Origin of the sequence: Nitrospirillum viridazoti CBAmc, from assembly GCF_000730165.1 — a bacterium.
In the GTDB taxonomy this organism is placed as follows: Bacteria; Pseudomonadota; Alphaproteobacteria; order Azospirillales; family Azospirillaceae; genus Nitrospirillum; species Nitrospirillum viridazoti.
Map to the genome: position 1 here is coordinate 253,539 of NZ_CP022110.1, position 16,036 is coordinate 269,574.

At 68.0% G+C, this 16,036-nt stretch carries 13 protein-coding genes and 1 tRNA gene; 5 read left to right on the forward strand and 9 right to left on the reverse strand.

All coding sequences use genetic code 11. The features are described 5' to 3' along the window. Positions 1-68 precede the first annotated feature (68 nt). The 5 genes from acnA to recQ form a co-directional block, all read right to left on the reverse strand. On the reverse strand, positions 69-2,777 hold the full coding sequence (gene acnA, locus Y958_RS01255; RefSeq protein WP_088870594.1) for an aconitate hydratase AcnA: 2,709 nt from the start codon (positions 2,775-2,777) through the stop codon (positions 69-71). Between the two features lie 339 nt (positions 2,778-3,116). Continuing rightward, positions 3,117-3,755 carry a TerC family protein gene (locus Y958_RS01260; RefSeq protein WP_040843423.1) on the reverse strand — a complete coding sequence of 213 codons (639 nt, stop codon included), beginning with the start codon at positions 3,753-3,755 and terminating at the stop codon, positions 3,117-3,119. Positions 3,756-4,522: 767 nt separating this feature from the next. Continuing rightward, on the reverse strand, positions 4,523-5,221 hold the full coding sequence (gene phoU, locus Y958_RS01265) for a phosphate signaling complex protein PhoU (RefSeq protein ID WP_040843422.1): 699 nt from the start codon (positions 5,219-5,221) through the stop codon (positions 4,523-4,525). A 150-nt stretch (positions 5,222-5,371) separates the two neighbouring features. Then, a tRNA-Thr gene (locus Y958_RS01270) sits at positions 5,372-5,446 on the reverse strand. Positions 5,447-5,798: 352 nt separating this feature from the next. After that, positions 5,799-7,826, reverse strand: a complete 2,028-nt coding sequence (gene recQ, locus Y958_RS01275) for a DNA helicase RecQ (RefSeq protein WP_088870596.1) — start codon at positions 7,824-7,826, stop codon at positions 5,799-5,801. A 492-nt stretch (positions 7,827-8,318) separates the two neighbouring features. On the opposite strand from recQ, the gene Y958_RS01280 reads away from it, so the two are divergent. Further along, a complete protein-coding gene (locus tag Y958_RS01280) occupies positions 8,319-9,584 on the forward strand; it encodes a polyhydroxyalkanoate depolymerase (RefSeq protein ID WP_004272199.1) in 1,266 nt (421 codons plus the stop codon). Positions 9,585-9,647: 63 nt separating this feature from the next. Here the strand turns inward: Y958_RS01280 and Y958_RS01285 are convergent, their stop codons facing one another. After that, positions 9,648-9,995, reverse strand: a complete 348-nt coding sequence (locus tag Y958_RS01285) for a GNAT family N-acetyltransferase (protein WP_244909322.1) — start codon at positions 9,993-9,995, stop codon at positions 9,648-9,650. A gap of 196 nt (positions 9,996-10,191) precedes the next feature. Between Y958_RS01285 and Y958_RS01290 the strand changes: the two genes are divergently transcribed. Together Y958_RS01290 and Y958_RS01295 are read left to right on the forward strand one after the other, a co-directional pair. Beyond that, entirely contained in the window at positions 10,192-10,863 is a 672-nt protein-coding gene (locus Y958_RS01290; RefSeq protein ID WP_040844380.1) for a glutathione S-transferase family protein, read from the forward strand. Between the two features lie 254 nt (positions 10,864-11,117). Continuing rightward, positions 11,118-11,846: a hypothetical protein gene (locus tag Y958_RS01295; RefSeq protein ID WP_088870597.1), complete on the forward strand. Its 729-nt coding sequence runs from the start codon at positions 11,118-11,120 to the stop codon at positions 11,844-11,846. Here Y958_RS01295 and Y958_RS01300 read toward each other — a convergent pair. Further along, positions 11,843-12,730 (reverse strand): SDR family oxidoreductase, encoded by an 888-nt coding sequence (locus Y958_RS01300; RefSeq protein WP_088870598.1) that lies wholly within the window; start codon positions 12,728-12,730, stop codon positions 11,843-11,845. The genes Y958_RS01295 and Y958_RS01300 overlap by 4 nt on opposite strands. Before the next feature lie 188 nt (positions 12,731-12,918). Here Y958_RS01300 and Y958_RS01305 point away from each other — a divergent pair, with 188 nt between their 5' ends. Further along, positions 12,919-13,791, forward strand: coding sequence for a tetratricopeptide repeat protein (locus Y958_RS01305; RefSeq protein WP_088870599.1), 873 nt, complete (start codon positions 12,919-12,921; stop codon positions 13,789-13,791). Between the two features lie 20 nt (positions 13,792-13,811). On the opposite strand, the gene Y958_RS01310 is transcribed toward Y958_RS01305, so the two are convergent. Beyond that, positions 13,812-14,585, reverse strand: a complete 774-nt coding sequence (locus Y958_RS01310) for an SH3 domain-containing protein (RefSeq protein ID WP_088870600.1) — start codon at positions 14,583-14,585, stop codon at positions 13,812-13,814. A 326-nt stretch (positions 14,586-14,911) separates the two neighbouring features. Here Y958_RS01310 and Y958_RS31795 point away from each other — a divergent pair, with 326 nt between their 5' ends. After that, positions 14,912-15,328, forward strand: coding sequence for an acid-shock protein (locus Y958_RS31795; RefSeq protein ID WP_088870601.1), 417 nt, complete (start codon positions 14,912-14,914; stop codon positions 15,326-15,328). A gap of 70 nt (positions 15,329-15,398) precedes the next feature. On the opposite strand, the gene Y958_RS01320 is transcribed toward Y958_RS31795, so the two are convergent. Then, complete coding sequence (locus Y958_RS01320) at positions 15,399-16,004, reverse strand: class I SAM-dependent methyltransferase (RefSeq protein ID WP_088870602.1); 606 nt, start codon at positions 16,002-16,004, stop codon at positions 15,399-15,401. Between the last annotated feature and the right edge of the window lie 32 nt (positions 16,005-16,036).

Consider the following 16,036-nt stretch of genomic DNA (forward strand, 5'->3'; position numbering starts at 1 on the left):
CCTTTTCCTTTTGGCCCCGGCGTTCCGAAGAACCGCCGGGGCCGATATCACGCCTTACGCAGCGGGCCTTACTCGGCGGCCTGCGGCTGGTTCAGCATGTTGCGCAGCACGTACTGCAGGATGCCGCCGTGCTTGAAGTAATCGACCTCGTCCAGGGTGTCGATGCGGCACAGCACCGGCACGGTGTCGACCTTGCCATCCGCGCGGGTGATGGTCAGGGTCAGGTCCATGCGGGGCTTCAGGCCGGCCTCGACGCCGGTGATGTCGATGACCTCGGTGCCGTCCAGGCCCAGGGTCTTGCGGCTGGCGCCGTCCTTGAACTGCAGGGGCAGGACGCCCATGCCCACCAGGTTGGACCGGTGGATGCGCTCAAAGCTCTCGGCCACCACGGCGCGGACGCCCAGCAGGCGGGTGCCCTTGGCCGCCCAATCGCGGGACGAGCCGGTGCCGTATTCCTGGCCGGCGAAGACCACCAACGGCGTGCCGTCGGCCTGGTACTTCATGGCGGCGTCGTAGATCGACATGACGTCGCCGGTGGGGATGTACTTGGTCACGCCGCCTTCGACGCCGGGCACCATTTCGTTCTTGATGCGGATGTTGGCGAAGGTGCCGCGCATCATGACTTCGTGGTTGCCGCGGCGGGCGCCGTAGCCGTTGAAGTCCACCGGCTCCACGCCGTGGCCGATCAGATAGGTGCCAGCGGGGCTGGTCTTCTTGATCGAACCGGCGGGGGAGATGTGGTCGGTGGTGATGCTGTCGCCCAGGATGGCCAGCGGACGGGCCTTCTTCACGTCATGCACCGCACCCGGGGTGGTGGTCATGCCCTCGAAGATCGGCGGCAGCTTCACATAGGTGCTGTCGTCTTCCCACTTGTAGGTCAGGCCGGTGGCGGTCTCAATGGACTGCCACTGCTGCGGGCCCAGGAACACATTGGCGTAGCGCGAGCGGTACATCTCCGGCGTCAGGGACTTGGAGATGGCGTCCTCGATTTCGGCGCTGCTCGGCCAGATGTCCTTCAGGAAGACGTCCTTGCCGTCCTTGCCCTTGCCCAGCGGCTCGGTGGTCAGGTCCTTGCGCAGGGTGCCGGCCAAAGCGTAGGCCACGACCAGCGGCGGGGAGGCCAGGTAGTTGGCCTTCACCTGGGGGTTCACGCGGCCTTCGAAGTTGCGGTTGCCCGACAGGACGGAGCAAGCCAGCAGGTCGTTGGCGTCCACCGCGGCGCCGATGGCGTCGGGCAGCGGGCCGGAGTTGCCGATGCAGGTGGTGCAGCCGTAGCCGACCAGGTTGAAGCCCAGCTTGTCCAGGAACGGGGTCAGGCCGGCGGCGTTCAGGTAATCGGTCACGACCTGGCTGCCAGGGGCCAGCGAGGTCTTCACCCACGGCTTCGTGGCGAGGCCCGCTTCGACCGCCTTCTTGGCCAGCAGGCCGGCGGCGACCAGCACGTTGGGGTTGGAGGTGTTGGTGCAGCTGGTGATGGCCGCGATCACCACGTCACCGTGGTCGACCGTGAAGTCCTCACCGGCGACCTTGGCCGGATTGCTGGCGGGTTTGCCGGCGTAGTCCTTGGCGAACACGCCCTCGAACTCGGTCTTGGCGTTGGACAGCAGCACGCGGTCCTGCGGGCGCTTCGGGCCGGCCAGCGAGGACTCGACGCTGTTCAGGTCCAGTTCCAGCGTGTCGGTGAACACCGGCTCGGGGCTGTTGGCGTCGCGCCACATGCCCTGGGCCTTGGCGTAGGCCTCCACCAGGGCGACGCGGTCGGCGTCACGGCCGGTGAAGTTCAGGAAGCGGATGGTCTCGGCGTCGATCGGGAAGATGCCGCAGGTGGCGCCGTATTCCGGGGCCATGTTGGCGATGGTCGCGCGGTCGGCCAGGGTCAGGGCGTCCAGGCCGGGGCCGTAGAACTCCACGAACTTGCCCACCACGCCCTTCTTGCGCAGCATCTGGGTGACGGTCAGCACCAGGTCGGTCGCCGTGGCGCCTTCCTTCAGCTTGCCCGTCAGGCGGAAGCCGATGACTTCCGGGATCAGCATGGAGATGGGCTGGCCCAGCATGGCCGCCTCGGCCTCGATGCCGCCCACGCCCCAGCCCAGCACGCCCAGGCCGTTCACCATGGTGGTGTGGCTGTCGGTGCCGACCAGGGTGTCGGGGTAGGCGACGGTGGCGCCGGTCTGGTCGCCGTCGGTCCAGACGGTCTGGGCCAGGTACTCAACGTTCACCTGGTGGCAGATGCCGGTGCCGGGCGGCACGACGCGGAAGTTGTTGAAGGCCTTCTGGCCCCAGCGCAGGAAGGCGTAGCGCTCGCCATTGCGCTGGAATTCGACATCGACGTTCTTCTGGAAGGCGTCGGGGCCGCCGAAATAGTCCACCATCACCGAGTGGTCGATGACCAGGTCGACGGCGGTCAGCGGATTGATGCGCTCCGGCTTGCCACCCAGGCCCACCATGGCCTCGCGCATCGCGGCCAGGTCGCACACGGCGGGAACGCCGGTGAAGTCCTGCATCAGCACGCGGGCGGGGCGGTAGGCGATCTCACGGTCGCTGCGGCGGTCCACCAGCCACTGGGCGGCGGCCTTCACGTCGTCGACGCTGACGGTGCGGCCGTCCTCGAAGCGCAGCAGGTTCTCCAGCAGCACCTTCAGGCTGTAGGGCAGGCGGGACAGGTCGCCCAGGCCGGCTTCCTCAGCCGCCTTGAGGCTGAAGTAGTCATAGCTCTTGCTGCCGACGCTCAGGCTGCGGCGGGGTTTCAGCGTGTCGTGACCGGTGATCGTGGACACAGGAGTGGCCTCCTAGGGGAAGGGGATGGTACCGCGCCGCCGGCACCCTTCAGCGGGTGTCATGGCCAACGATGCGGACGGCCATTCCGACACCCTTCGCGACGCCCCCTTATGAAACCCTTATGAAATAAGAATACCGGGCTGGGGACGTGCGTAATCGAAGGTTTGCGCGGAAAGGCGCGCGCGCGAGGTTTACCGCTTTTTGCGCCTGCGATCAAATGCCCGGACGGTTGCGGCGGGGGCGACATCGCATGCCTCCCCTGCCGAGATTCCCCGGCCATGTTGACGGAACAACCTGGAAGCCCGCTACCGCCGCCGGGCGGCCCCTGCTGCCGGGCGTCAAATGCGGCGGATCAGGTCGATCAGGGGCTGGGCGAAGGGCGCCACCTCGGTGCCGCCGTCCCAGATCATGTGGCAGGCGACATAGGCGATGATGGCCAGGCCGATGTAGGAGATCCAGAAATAGCGGGCCAGCAGGCGGGCGATCAGGGTGGCGGCCGCACCCATCAGGGCAACGGACAGCACCAGGCCCAGCACCATGACCCAGGTGTGGTCCTCGGCGGCGCCCGCCACGGCCAGCACGTTGTCCAGCGACATGGAGACGTCGGCCAGCGCGATTTGCCGGATGGCCGTGCCCACGCTCTTGCCCGCCAACGACGGGATGTGGGGTTCCCCTTCGGCCGCTTCCGCCTGTTCCTTGCCGTGCTGGCGCAGTTCGCGCCACAGTTTCCAGCACACCCACAGCAGCAGGATGCCACCGGCCAGGGTCAGGCCGATGATGTCCAGCAGACGGGTGGCCAGCAGGGCGAAGCCGATGCGCATCAGCACGGCCACGCTTATCCCCCAGAAGATGACCTTGCGGCGCTTCTCCACCGGTACGCCGCTGGCCGCCATGCCCACCACCAGGGCGTTGTCGCCCGCCAGGACGAGGTCGATCAGCAATACCTGGATCAGGGCGGTCAATTCAGCGAGCAGCATGGGGAAGGCAGCCGTTCCGGTCGTGGATCGACCCTTCATAACACGGCTGCGGCATAAGCGCGCGCCGGATTGCACGCCGTCCTCGCCGGATCGGGGGCGCAACGGCCGCAAGTCGCCACGCGCTTTACCTGGCGTGGTTGCGGTGCCGGTCAGAAACGACCGGGGGTGGTGAAGTGTATTTTGGATAAAATACGGCCCGCACACTTCAAGAAGTGGCGGGCCGAGAGTTTTGGCAGTTGGGTCCTGCTCTGTGATACAGGACACATTACCTAAAGCTCATGGCGTAAAAGATGTCAAGCAATGAACCGGTAGCAAAAGGATATGTATTCTTTTACGCGACGCCGCGTTTTCAAATCCTTTCCTAAGATCGTAGCTCGTTACCCAAATGATGAATGGATTAATTCATATAATCCGAACCTGTGGTTGGGGTTGATTTGGCAACTTTGACAGGCTTCAGCGTCGCGAAATTAGGCTAAACGCCTCTCAGGAAAAGAAAAAGAAGATGCGGGCAAGATGCGTGGGCACACGCCTCCCGGGAACCTCAAACTAGGCTATGGGGGTAGTCTCGTTGCGGCTGGCCGACCACGCCCCGGGCTGCCGTGGGGCGTTGGCGGACGAAGGGCACATGCCAGCTGGCGCCAGCCCGCGCAGGACGGCTGTGCAAAAACGCCGGGCCGCCAGACTCGGGAAAAGCGAGCGGCGGCCCGGGAAGCCATCAACCGGGAACCGGAACCGCCTGGTCCCGGCCGGTACAAACGGTCAGTTGATCAGTGCGCCTCACCGCCGCGCGGGCGAACGGGGTCCACCAGGGTGCCGGTGGCGTCGAACTGCACCATCTCGGCGATGTTGGTGGCCAGATCTCCCACACGCTCCAGGTTCTTGGCGATGAACTGCAGGCTGGTGCAGGCCTCGATCAGGCTGGCGTCCTTGGCGACGAAGGCGAAAATCTCCTGCGTCACGCCGGCGTGCATGTCGTCCAACTCCGCATCACGGCGCCAGACCTCGGCGGCCAAGGCGGTGTCGCGGCGGGTGAAGGCCTCGATGGCGCCGGCCAGTTGCTTGCGCGCCAGATCCGACAGACGGCCGACCGAGGCGGTGGCGCTGATGGTGGGGACGCTGTTCAGCACCAGGGCGCGCTTGGCCATGTTCTTGGCATAGTCGCCGACGCGTTCCAGCGCGTTGGCCGCCTTCAGGGCGGCCAGGGTGTGCCGCAGGTCGATGGCCATGGGATGCCGCAGGGCCAACAGGCGGATGATCAGGCTTTCGACCTCATGCTCCAGCGCGTCCAGCACCTGGTCCTGCGCCACGGTCTCGCGCGCCAGCGCGTCGTCGCGGTCCAGCACGGCGCGGGTCGCCTGCTGCAATTGTTGCTCGGCCCGGCCGCCCATTTCCGCCAGCAGCGCGTCCAGGCGCTGCAGCTCGTTTTCGTAGGAGGTGACGATGTGACGGGGCAACTGCTCGGACATGGGCGGTGCATCCAGCGATGGGTGGAAACCAGGGTGGCGCCACCATACCGTCATCATATTGCAATCGTGCGACCGTGCGTCGCAGGGAATGGCAATTCCGCGCCCAGCTGGACGTTCGTCAGACCGATGATGCGGGGATGATGGGAAGGATGGTGCCCCAAGTCGGATTTGAACCAACGGCCTACCGCTTACGAAGCGGTTGCTCTACCACTGAGCTATTGGGGCGCCCCTTGGAATGGAGGGGGGTATTAGCAGACCGAAACGCGGATGGCAACAGCGTGGTGAGGTTTTGAGTCTATTTAGTTTGCCTCAGGCGCCGGCGGGGCATCCGCCCCTTGGCTGTCCTCGATTTCCAGTCCGCTACGCTCCCCGGAAATCTCCGGCGGACGCGGTCGCGTCCTTGTCGCTACGCTCCAGGTGCGCGCGTCTGGCCAGGTGCGCCCGCCTGATTGGGGCGCATGAGGCCCAGTTCCATGGGAACTGGGCTAGGCCGCGACCGCGGCCGCCGCAGCGAGCACCGCAGGGCGCAGCGAGGAAGCCAAGCGGCCGGATGGCCGCGCCCGGCGTTTGAGGGAACCTAGCCAGCCTCGGAGAGGATGGCGTCCAAGAAAGTCGCGCCGTAGCGTTCCAGCTTGCGCACGCCCACGCCGGGCAGCAGGCCCAGGCCGGTCAGGTCGCGCGGGCGGCTGATCACCATTTCCATCAGCGTGCTGTCGTGGAAGATGACGTAGGGCGGCACGCCCTGAGCCTTGGCCAGTTCCAGACGCACGGCCTTCAGCTTGTGCCACAGCTTGTCGTCCGGCGGGGCCAGCGAGGGGCCCGCGCGTCCGCCGCCGGCACGGCCGCCGCCGCGGCGCCCGTCGCCCGACAGCACGGCCCGGTCGCGGCGCAGGCGCACCGTCTCCTGCCCTTTCAGCACCGATGCCGCCTGGTCGGTCAGCATCAGGCCGCCATGGCCCTCCGGGTCGGCCGTCAGGTGGCCCAGCGCCACCAGCTGGCGGAACACCGTCTGCCAGTCGCCCTTGGAAATCTCCGCACCACAGCCGAAGGTCTTCAGCTGGTCATGGCCGAAGCGCACCACCTTCTCGGTGGCGCCGCCGCGCAGCACGTCGATCAGGTGGCCCACGCCGAATTTCTGGCCGGTACGGTAGACGGCCGACAGGGCCTTCTGCGCCGCCACCGTACCGTCCCAGGTCTCCACCGGTTCGAAGCAGGTGTCGCAGTTGCCGCAGTTGCCGGGATGCTCCTCCCCGAAATAGGTCAGCAGCACCTGGCGGCGGCAGTGGGCGGTCTCGCAGAAGCCCAGCAGGGCGTCCAGCTTGCGCCGCTCCGTCCGCTTGTGCTGGGCGCTGCTGTCCGAGGCGTCCATCATCTGGCGCAGCATGACCACGTCCTGCAGGCCGTACAGCATCAGGGCGTTGGCGGGCAGGCCATCGCGGCCGGCGCGGCCGGTTTCCTGATAATAGGCCTCCAGGCTCTTGGGCGCGTCCATGTGCACGACGAATCGGACGTTGGGCTTGTCGATGCCCATGCCGAAGGCGATGGTCGCCACCACCACCACGCCCTCACCCTTGATGAAGCGGTCCTGGTTCGCCTGGCGCACCGACGCGTCCAGACCGGCATGATAGGGCAGGGCGTCCAGCCCCTGGTCCTTCAGCCAGTCGGCCAGCGCCTCCACCCGGGCGCGCGACAGGCAATAGACGATGCCCGCGTCCTCCGCATGGTGGCGGCGGATGAAGTCCAGCAGCTGCCGGCGCTCATTGTCCTTGGGCGCCACGCGATAGGTGATGTTGGGCCGGTCGAAGCTGGAGACGAACTGCCGCGCCTCGCCCAGGGCCAGGCGCTCCACGATGTCGGCCTGGGTCTGCGCGTCGGCCGTGGCCGTCAGCGCGATGCGCGGCACGGTGGGGAAACGCTCGTGCAGCACCGACAGCTGCAGGTATTCCGGCCGGAAGTCGTGGCCCCACTGGCTGACGCAGTGCGCCTCGTCCAGGGCGAACAGGCTGATGCGCGACCGGTCCAGCAGCTCCAGGAAGCGCGGGGTGACCAGCCGCTCCGGCGCCACGTACAACAGGTCCAGATCGCCACGCTCGCACGCCCGCTCCACGTCCAGCGCCTCGCGCCAGTCCAGGGTGGAGTTCAGGTAGGCGGCGCGCACGCCGGCCTGGCGCAGCGTGTCCACCTGGTCGCGCATCAGGGCGATCAGGGGGCTGACGACGATGGCGACGCCTGGCCGCGCCAGGGCCGGGATCTGGAAACACAGCGACTTGCCGCCGCCGGTGGGCATCAGCACCAGGGCGTCGCCGCCCTGGATGACGTGGGTGATGATGTCTTCCTGGTTGCCGCGGAAGGCGGAATAGCCGTAGACGCGCTTCAGGATGTCCCGCGCCGTCGCCACCGGGTCCCGCGTGCCCTGCGGCGCATCATCCTCAGGCCAGTCGCCATGGATGATGCTGGGCTCCGGCGCATCGGCGTAATGGTCGGGCACGAAGTCACCCGCCTCCGGATGGCCGGAGTCATGAAAGCCGGTATCCGGATAACCGGTGTCCGGAAAATCAGGCTCCTGATCGAACAGGCTGGCGGAAAGGGGCCGGGCGTGGGACATGACGGCTCTGGGGCATGGCCCGCCGTAAGGCGCAGGCAAGGGCCAGGGATAGCGGTGCGAGGCTAGGATACGCCCATATCTAGGGGGCCTGCGGGGGCGCTGTCCACTGCTTCCTGTGGCTTTCCCCATCATGGACGGAACATCGCGGGAACGCCGGCGGTTTAAGGAGGGACCACCCGGCACAAGACCCACCGTCCTTCTTTTTGAGGAGAGGCCCGGATCACGAGATGGCTTGAGAAATCGGTCTTCGATTGCGAAAATGTGACCGGTATCGTTCGCCCCCTTCATTAAGGGCCTTTTCATCCTTACCTACGTAGGATAAGGGACGAGGCGTAGTTGAATGGCCGCCTACCCCCTCGGATATAGGTCCGAGGCCGGCAGTTAGGGTAAGCGGTGCGCCTGGGGCCGCCATCGCGGCAAGCCTTCGTGTCCCCGAGACGCCGCCCAACCCATCGTAAGGGATGTCCGGCGCCGCCACGTCCAATGACGAGGATGATCCGCGTGCTGTACCAGCTGTTTGACATGCACCATGCCGCCCTGACCCCGCTCCGCCTGATGGCAGAGGCGACGCAGGCGACTTTCCGCAATCCCCTGGTTCCGGCTTCCTACACCGGCATGGGCCGTGCCATGGCCGCCGCCGGCGAACTCATCGAGCGCACGACGCGCCGTTGGGGCAAACCGGAATTCGGCCTGAACATCACCCACATCGATGGCCGGGAGGTCGCGGTGACGGAGGAGGCGGCGCTGCGCAAGCCCTTCTGCGTCCTGCGTCATTTCCAGCGCGCCACGCCGCACAGCGACCCCAAGGTGCTGGTGGTGGCCCCCATGTCGGGCCACTACGCCACCCTGCTGCGCGGCACGGTGGAGGCGCTGCTGCCCTCCCACGACGTCTACATCACCGACTGGGTGGATGCGAAGCTGGTGCCCCTGTCTCGCGGCCGTTTCGACTTCGACGATTACGTCGAATATGTCATGGATTTCATCCGCTTCCTGGGTCCGGACACCCATGTCATCGCCGTCTGCCAGCCGGCCGTGCCGGTGCTGGTGGCCGCGGCCGTCATGGCGCAGATGGAAGATACCTGCCAGCCACGCAGCATGACCCTGATGGGCGGCCCCATCGACACCCGCGTGTCGCCCACCCAGGTGACCCAGCTGGCCGAGACCCGTGACATCGGCTGGTTCGAACGCACGGTGACCACCTCGGTCCCGGTCTACTATCCGGGCGCCATGCGCCACGTCTACCCGGGCTTCATCCAGCTGACCGGCTTCATGTCCATGAATCTGGACCGCCACGTCGGCGCCCATGTCGACCTGTTCAAGCACCTGGTGCGCGGCGACGGCGAGAGTGCGGAGTCGCACCGCCGCTTCTACGACGAATACCTGTCGGTCATGGACCTGACGGCGGAGTTCTACCTGCAGACCGTCAAGATCGTGTTCCAGGAGCACAACCTGCCCAAGGGCACCCTGGAATACCGCGGCATGCGCGTCGATCCGTCGGCCATCAAGAAGACGGCGCTGTTCACCGTCGAGGGTGAACTGGACGACATCTCCGCCCCCGGCCAGACGGTGGCGGCCCACGCCCTGTGCAGCGGCCTGGACGACGGCATGAAGCGGCACCACCTGCAGTCCGGTGTCGGCCACTACGGCATCTTCAACGGCCGCCGCTGGCGCGAGCACATCATGCCGCGCGTGCGCGACTTCATCCGCAGCCACGAGCGCGCGGCTGTGGCCAAGCCGCGCCGGGGGACCGCTGTGTGATCCAGCGGGCTGGAAGCTGATTGGAATGGGCGGTCCCGCAAGGGGCCGCCCGTTTTATTTGGATCAAAGGCGTATCACGTAGCGCACGAAGCCATCCGCGCCGTCGGTGACGCTGTCGTACAGGCGGCGGGCGGTGGCGTTGGTTTCCTGCGTGTGCCAATAGACGCGGCCCCAGCCCTGCTCCCGCCCCAGGACCACCAGCCGCTCGATCAGCGCCCGGCCGACGCCCTGGCCGCGCGACGCCGGGTCGGTGAACAAATCTTCCAGGTAACAGATCAGGCTGGTGCCCCAGGTGTTGGGGTGCAGGACGTAGTGGCAGAAGCCCATGATGCGGCCGGCCGCATCGCGCGCGACCAGCGCCTTCACGGCCGAATTTGGGTCCTGCAGGCGCGCCCATAACGTGGTTGTCACGGCCGAATCCACGCTGACCTGGTAAAAAGCGCAGTATTGATCCCATAAGGGGCGCCATGCGGCCTCGTCATCCGGGCCAATGGGCTCTATCTTAATTTCCAGGCGGGGTGACTCGGGCATGGCCATAGGGTGATCTCCGCTTAAGGCCTTTAGGCTCTATTGAAATCCACGCGCTTACGTTAGATTGCCGGCCCACATGCGTACACTTGTCCACCATCCCTTGTCCCCCTTCGCGCGCAAGGTCCGCGTCGTGCTGGCGGAAAAGCGCCTCGAGGTCGAACTCGAGGTCGAAAAGCCCTGGGAACGCCGTGAGGAGTTCCTGGCGCTGAATCCGGCTGGCGAATTGCCGGTGCTGGTCGAGGATGACGGGGCGACGGTGGTGGAACACGCCGCCATCTGCAATTACCTGGAAGAGGCCTACCCCCACGCCCCCACGCTGCTGGGCCGCGAGGTTCTGCTGCGGGCGGAGGTGCGGCGCCTGGCCGCCTGGTTTGACGTCAAGTTCAACCAGGAGGTGACGGAGAATCTGGTGGGGGAGAAGCTGATCAAGCGCTTCTCCGGTTCCGGCACGCCGCATGCCCAGGCCATCCGCGCCGGCCTAGCCAACATCCACTATCACCTGGACTACATCGCCTATCTGGCGGACCGGCGGAAATGGCTGGCCGGGGACGACTTCTCGCTGGCCGACATCGCGGCGGCGGCGCATCTGTCCACCATCGACTATCTGGGCGACGTGCCGTGGGACCAGCATCCCGAGGCCAAGGACTGGTACATGCGCATCAAGTGCCGGCCCAGCTTCCGCCCCCTGCTGGGCGACCACCTGCCGGGCGCCCCGCCGCCCAAGCATTACGCGGATTTGGATTTTTAGTGGTTTTAGTTTGCCCTCAGACGGAGGGCGCGGGCATCCGCCCGCTTGCCTTGTCCTCGCTTTCCAGTCCGCTACGCTCCCCGGAAAGCTCCGGCGGCCCCGGTCGGGGCCTACGGCGGCATGAGATGTCGCTGGGGAGGGGCGATAGGCGTCGGAGCATTTGTTCCCGCCATAAATCCGCCGCGACCCTTTGCCACAAGCAGGGGGACCGCCGGCGCATTCCGCGTCGGCCGAGGAACGATGGGTGGACCCCGATGCGTAGCCTGATTGCCGCCTCCCTGATCGCGACCGCCAGCGTGGCGGCCCTGCCCCTGGCCGCTGCTCCCGCCACGGCGCAGGTCATGGCGGCCCAGCCGGTGCAGGATCAGGTGACCCTGACCCTGACGGCGGAGGATTGGGTGAAGACCGACACGGCGCGAGTGTCGCTGACGGTGGATGCCGGCGGCGGCAACGCCGGCTCCGCCCGCGCCGACGTGCTGAAGGCGGCGCAGGCCGTGTCGGACAAGGGTGAGTGGCGCGTCGTCTCTTTCGACCGGCAGCAGGACGCCGCCGGCCTGGACCATTGGCGGGCGGCGCTTGAGGCCCGCCTGCCGGAAGCGCAATTGGGCGGCCTGGCCGACCGTGCCCGCCAGGCCAGCCGCGCCGGCCTGCAGATCCGCGTGGAAGGCGTGGACTTCACCCCCACCCTGGCGGAGCAGGAGGCCGTGCGCACCCGTTTGCGCGAGACGCTGTACCGCCGCGTGACGGAGGAGATGAAGAGCCTGAACGCCGCCTTCCCCGGCCGCGACTTCCGCGTCGGCCGCGTGGACTTCAACGCCCCGGTGATGAGCGGCGGCATGCGGCGCGCGCCGGTGATGGCCATGGCCAAGATGGCCGATGCCGCCCCGGCTGAGGACGGCGGGCTGGACGTGGCGCAGAAGGCGACGCAGACGGCCCACGTCACCTTCTCGGCCTACGCGCCGGCGGCCCCTGCCGGGCGCTAAACCTGGCGCTCAGCCGCCAACTGGTCCGCCAGCCCTTCGCGATAGCTGGGATAGCGCAAGGTCACCCCCAGTTCCGCCTTGATGCGGGCGTTGGAGATGCGCTTGTTCTCGCCATAGAAGCTGGTGGCCATGGGCGACAGCTCGGCCTGCTCGAACGGCACCAGCGGCGGCGGCTCCAGCCCCAGCAGCTCGGCGGCGTAGGTCACCACGTCGGGCGAGGGACAGGGGTGGTCGTCGGCGACGTTGTAGATGGCGCCGGGGTTGGGCCGGTTCATGCTGGCCACCAGGGCGCTGCCCAGGTCGTGGATGTGGATGCGGCTGAACACCTGGCCCTTCTTGTCCACACGCCGGGCGGTTCCCGCCCGCATCTGGTCCAGGGCGCTGCGTCCGGGGCCGTAGATGCCGGGCAGGCGGAAGCGATGGACGGGCAGGCCGTGGGCGTCGTGCAGAGCCATCCATTGCGCCTCCGCCACGGCGCGGGCCTTGCCCCGCTCCGTCGCTGGCTGAACGGGCGCCGACTCGTCCACCCAGCCGCCGTCCTTGTTGCCATAGACGCCGGTGGTGGAGAGATAGCCCACCCAGCGCAGGTTAGGCAGGGCCACGATGTCGGGCGTCAGGGCCGCCAGCACCCTGTCGCCCTCCGCCGTGGGCGGCACCGAGTCCAGCAGATGGGTGGTGCCGGCCAGGGTGCCCCGCTCCAGCGGCTGGTCGGGGTTGAACACGTGCGCCTCGATGCCCTGGGCGCGCAGGGCCGCCGCCTTCTCCGCCGTGCGGCAGGTGCCGGCCACCTGCCAGCCGGGGTCCAGCAGGCGGCGGGCCAGGGCCGTGGCGCTGAAGCCCAGGCCGAAGCAGAACAAGCGGCCGGGAGTGGGGGATTGCGGCATGCGAACCAGGCTCCATTTAACCAGCGGGGCGCAGATGCGCGACCCCCGCACCATCAGGATGGCAGGGACCCGCGCCTGCCGGGGCGGGGCCCGCCCGTGCTATCCTGTGACCCGAGGTCGCGCCCGCATAGGGGTGGCCCGGGATGAAAGCACTTGCGATCCATCCGCCGTTCGGGACTCTAGGCGCCATGATGATTACCCTCAAGCTTCCCCACCTTTCCAGCCGCGTTCTGGCCCCCGCCACAATCCTGGGCGTCACAATTCTCGGCGTCGTCATCCTGTGCGGCATGGCCACCGGTGCCGGCGCCGTGCCCGTGGCGCTGAACCGCGACACCTGCCTGCAGCGGGCCAAGGAATTGCCCGACTTCGCCTATGCCGAGGCCCAGCTGTGGGAAAAGAAGGGCGGCGGCAACGACGCCCGCCTGTGCCAGGCCATGGCCCAGCTGTTCCGGGGGGAATACAAGGAATCGGCGGTGGCGCTGGAGGCGGTGATCCCCGTCCTGGGCCTGCCGCCCAAGGTGACGGCCGGCTTGTGGGGCAAGGCCGGCTGGGCCTGGTTCAACGCCAAGGAACACGCCAAGGCCGACACCGACTACACCAAGGCCATCGGCCTGCAGCCCGAGGACCCCGACCTGCTGATCGATCGCGCCACGGAACGGGCGGGGGCGGAGCGCTGGTGGGATGTGTTGCGCGACCTCGACCGGGCGCTCAGCCTGGATGGCGGCCGTGTCGATGCCATGGTCATGCGGGCGGAGACCAAGCACCGCCTGGGCCGCGACGTGGAGGCCGGGCGCGATCTGCGCATGGCCCTGTCGCTGGATCCGGATAACGCCCAGGGCCTGCTGCTCAGCGGCAACATCAAGGCCGACCGGGGGGACAAGCCGGGTGCCAAGGCTGACTGGACCCACGCCGTGCAGGTCGCGGGCGACAGCGCCGCCGGCGCCGCGGCCCAGGACAACCTGGCCCGGTTGGACGGCAAGGATCCGATGAAGGATGACGCGCCGGCCAAGGCGGCCCCGAAGGCGGATGCCAAGACCGAGGACAAGCCCAGGGGCCAGTGACCGGCCTTATCTGAAGGGGCTTAACCCGGGACGCGGCGAACCGCCACTTCGGTGGCTTGACCCAGCCGCCGCCGTTCGACATAGCCCACGGTCGTGCCCCGGTCGGTCCGGGCGCGCACCTTGACCCAGCCCCCCGGGACGCCGCCGGCCGGCACGTTTTCCTCCAGCACCTCCAGCTCCGTAGTGGGCGGCAGCAGGGCCACGGCCGCCTGCTGGTTGGTGGGGGCCGGATAGAGGAAGGCGCTGCGCCCCGCCACGACGGCATGCGCCTTGGCCGGGGTGAACAGCAGGGCGGCACGCGACAGCAGGGCCTGGCCCGTGTCCGTGCCCGTGGCACCGGCGGGCGGTATATAGGCGCGCGCCGCCACAGTTGCGGCCACACCCACCAGGGCCGCCAAGACATAGCCGCGCCAGCGGCCGCGTGGTTTTATCTTGGCCGACCGGGCCGCCACCAACTTGCTGACCAGTTGGCCCGCCTGGTCCTCCGCCTCATCGGCGCGGGCTTGGGCCACGCGCAGGGCGTGCAAGGCTTCCTCCCGCTGGCGCTCCAAGGCCAGGATGCGGTCCTCTAACGACCGGGTATCGGGCTGCGCCGGGGGCGGGGCCGTGCGATAGACCACCTTGGCCGGAGACTGGATCCACTGGCCCACGTCGTTGAAGCCCAGGCCCCGCTTGGGCAGCAGGCGGCGCAGCTTGGCCAGCGCCGTCACCGCCTCGCCCTCGAAATCCGAACCCAGCAGGCGGATCAGCTTCGCCACCTGCTCACGATTGGCTTGTTCGTTGTCGGTCGTCATGCCGGCGCCTCAAGAGATGATGCGCTGGGTTAACGGCGGCGGTTTTGGCGGGTTCCGTGGAAAATGGGCGGCGGCCGGAAGGCTTAAGCGGACCTCCGCCGTCCGGCGAAGGGGCCGTTTTCCCGTCCGTCGGGACGCGTGCACGGCTGCGCCAGGCTGGGGGAAGGGCGGAGGAAAGTCTTAACCTTCCGGCAAGAAGTTCGGCGGAAAGGCCGCGATCATATCTCGCCTTCGCCACAATCCGGTCTAACGGCGGCCCCCTTCCATTGGGACTATGACCCTGCGCCCCGATGGTGGGACGCCCGATCAAATTAAGGATCACGACCATGAGCATGTTCGCCCACCGCCGTCCCCTGCTGGCCCTCGCTACCGCCGCGGCCGTGATGGTGCCAGTGGCGTTCTCCGCCGGGGCGTTCGCGGCCGATACCCCCGCCGCCCCGGCGCCTGCCGCCCAAGCCGCCGCGACCACGGCCGCCACGACCCAGGCAGCCCAGGTGCAGAAGGCTCCCGAGGCCGCCGCCACGGCCGCCAAGGCCGATGTCGCCAAGACCACGGAAGCCGCCAAGCCGGCGGTGGAGGCCAAGGGCGCGGCGGTGAAGACCGAGGCCAAGACCGCCGAGGCCAAGACCGAAGCCAAGGCTGAGGGCGCGAAGACCGAGACCAAGGCGGTCGCCCACCATCATGTGAAGAAGGCCAAGGCCGAGGTGGCCAAGACCACCGAGGCGGCCGCGCCCAAGAAGTAAGCGCGCCCGACCTTCCTCACCCGTCTTACCAGGACGGCCCCGGCCCCCAGCGGTCGGGGCCGTTCCTGTTTCAGGCCAGCGGCAGCGGACGCGGCTCCGGATCGCCGTCCAGGTCGGGCGCCGCCAGGGGCCGCACGGCCGCCAGGCGTTGCACCACGGCGGCGCGGGGCAGGGCGATCTCCCCCTGCTCGAACGCCACGACCTGCAGGCCGGTGTCCCGCGCCAGGGCCAGCAGCTCGCCCGCGCGCAGCAGATAGGCCGGGCTGGACGGGCGGCCGTGGCGCTGGTTGCCCTGGGCGAAGGTCTCGTACAGCAGCACCCCGCCAGGGGCCAGCAGACCGGGCAGGCGGGGCAGCAGCGGCCGGTGCAGATAGTTGGTGACGACGATGCCGGCGTAGGGGCCGCCCAGCTCCACTCCGCCCGGATCTAGCGACACGTCCCCCTCCAGGTCCGCCTGCAGGATGGTGACGCCGGGCCGGCCTTGCAGATCCGCTACGCCGCGCGGGTCGATGTCCACCGCCGTCACTGGATGACCCGCCGCATGGAACAGCCGGGCATGGCGTCCCCCGCCGCAGGCAAGGTCCAGCACGGCGCCACCCCGGGCCACCAGCGGCGCGAAACGGGCCACCCACGCGCTGGCTTGGCCCCGGGGGTCGTGATGGGACGTGGGGATCATGGCGTAGGCCTTATGGTTCCCAAAAGTGGGTG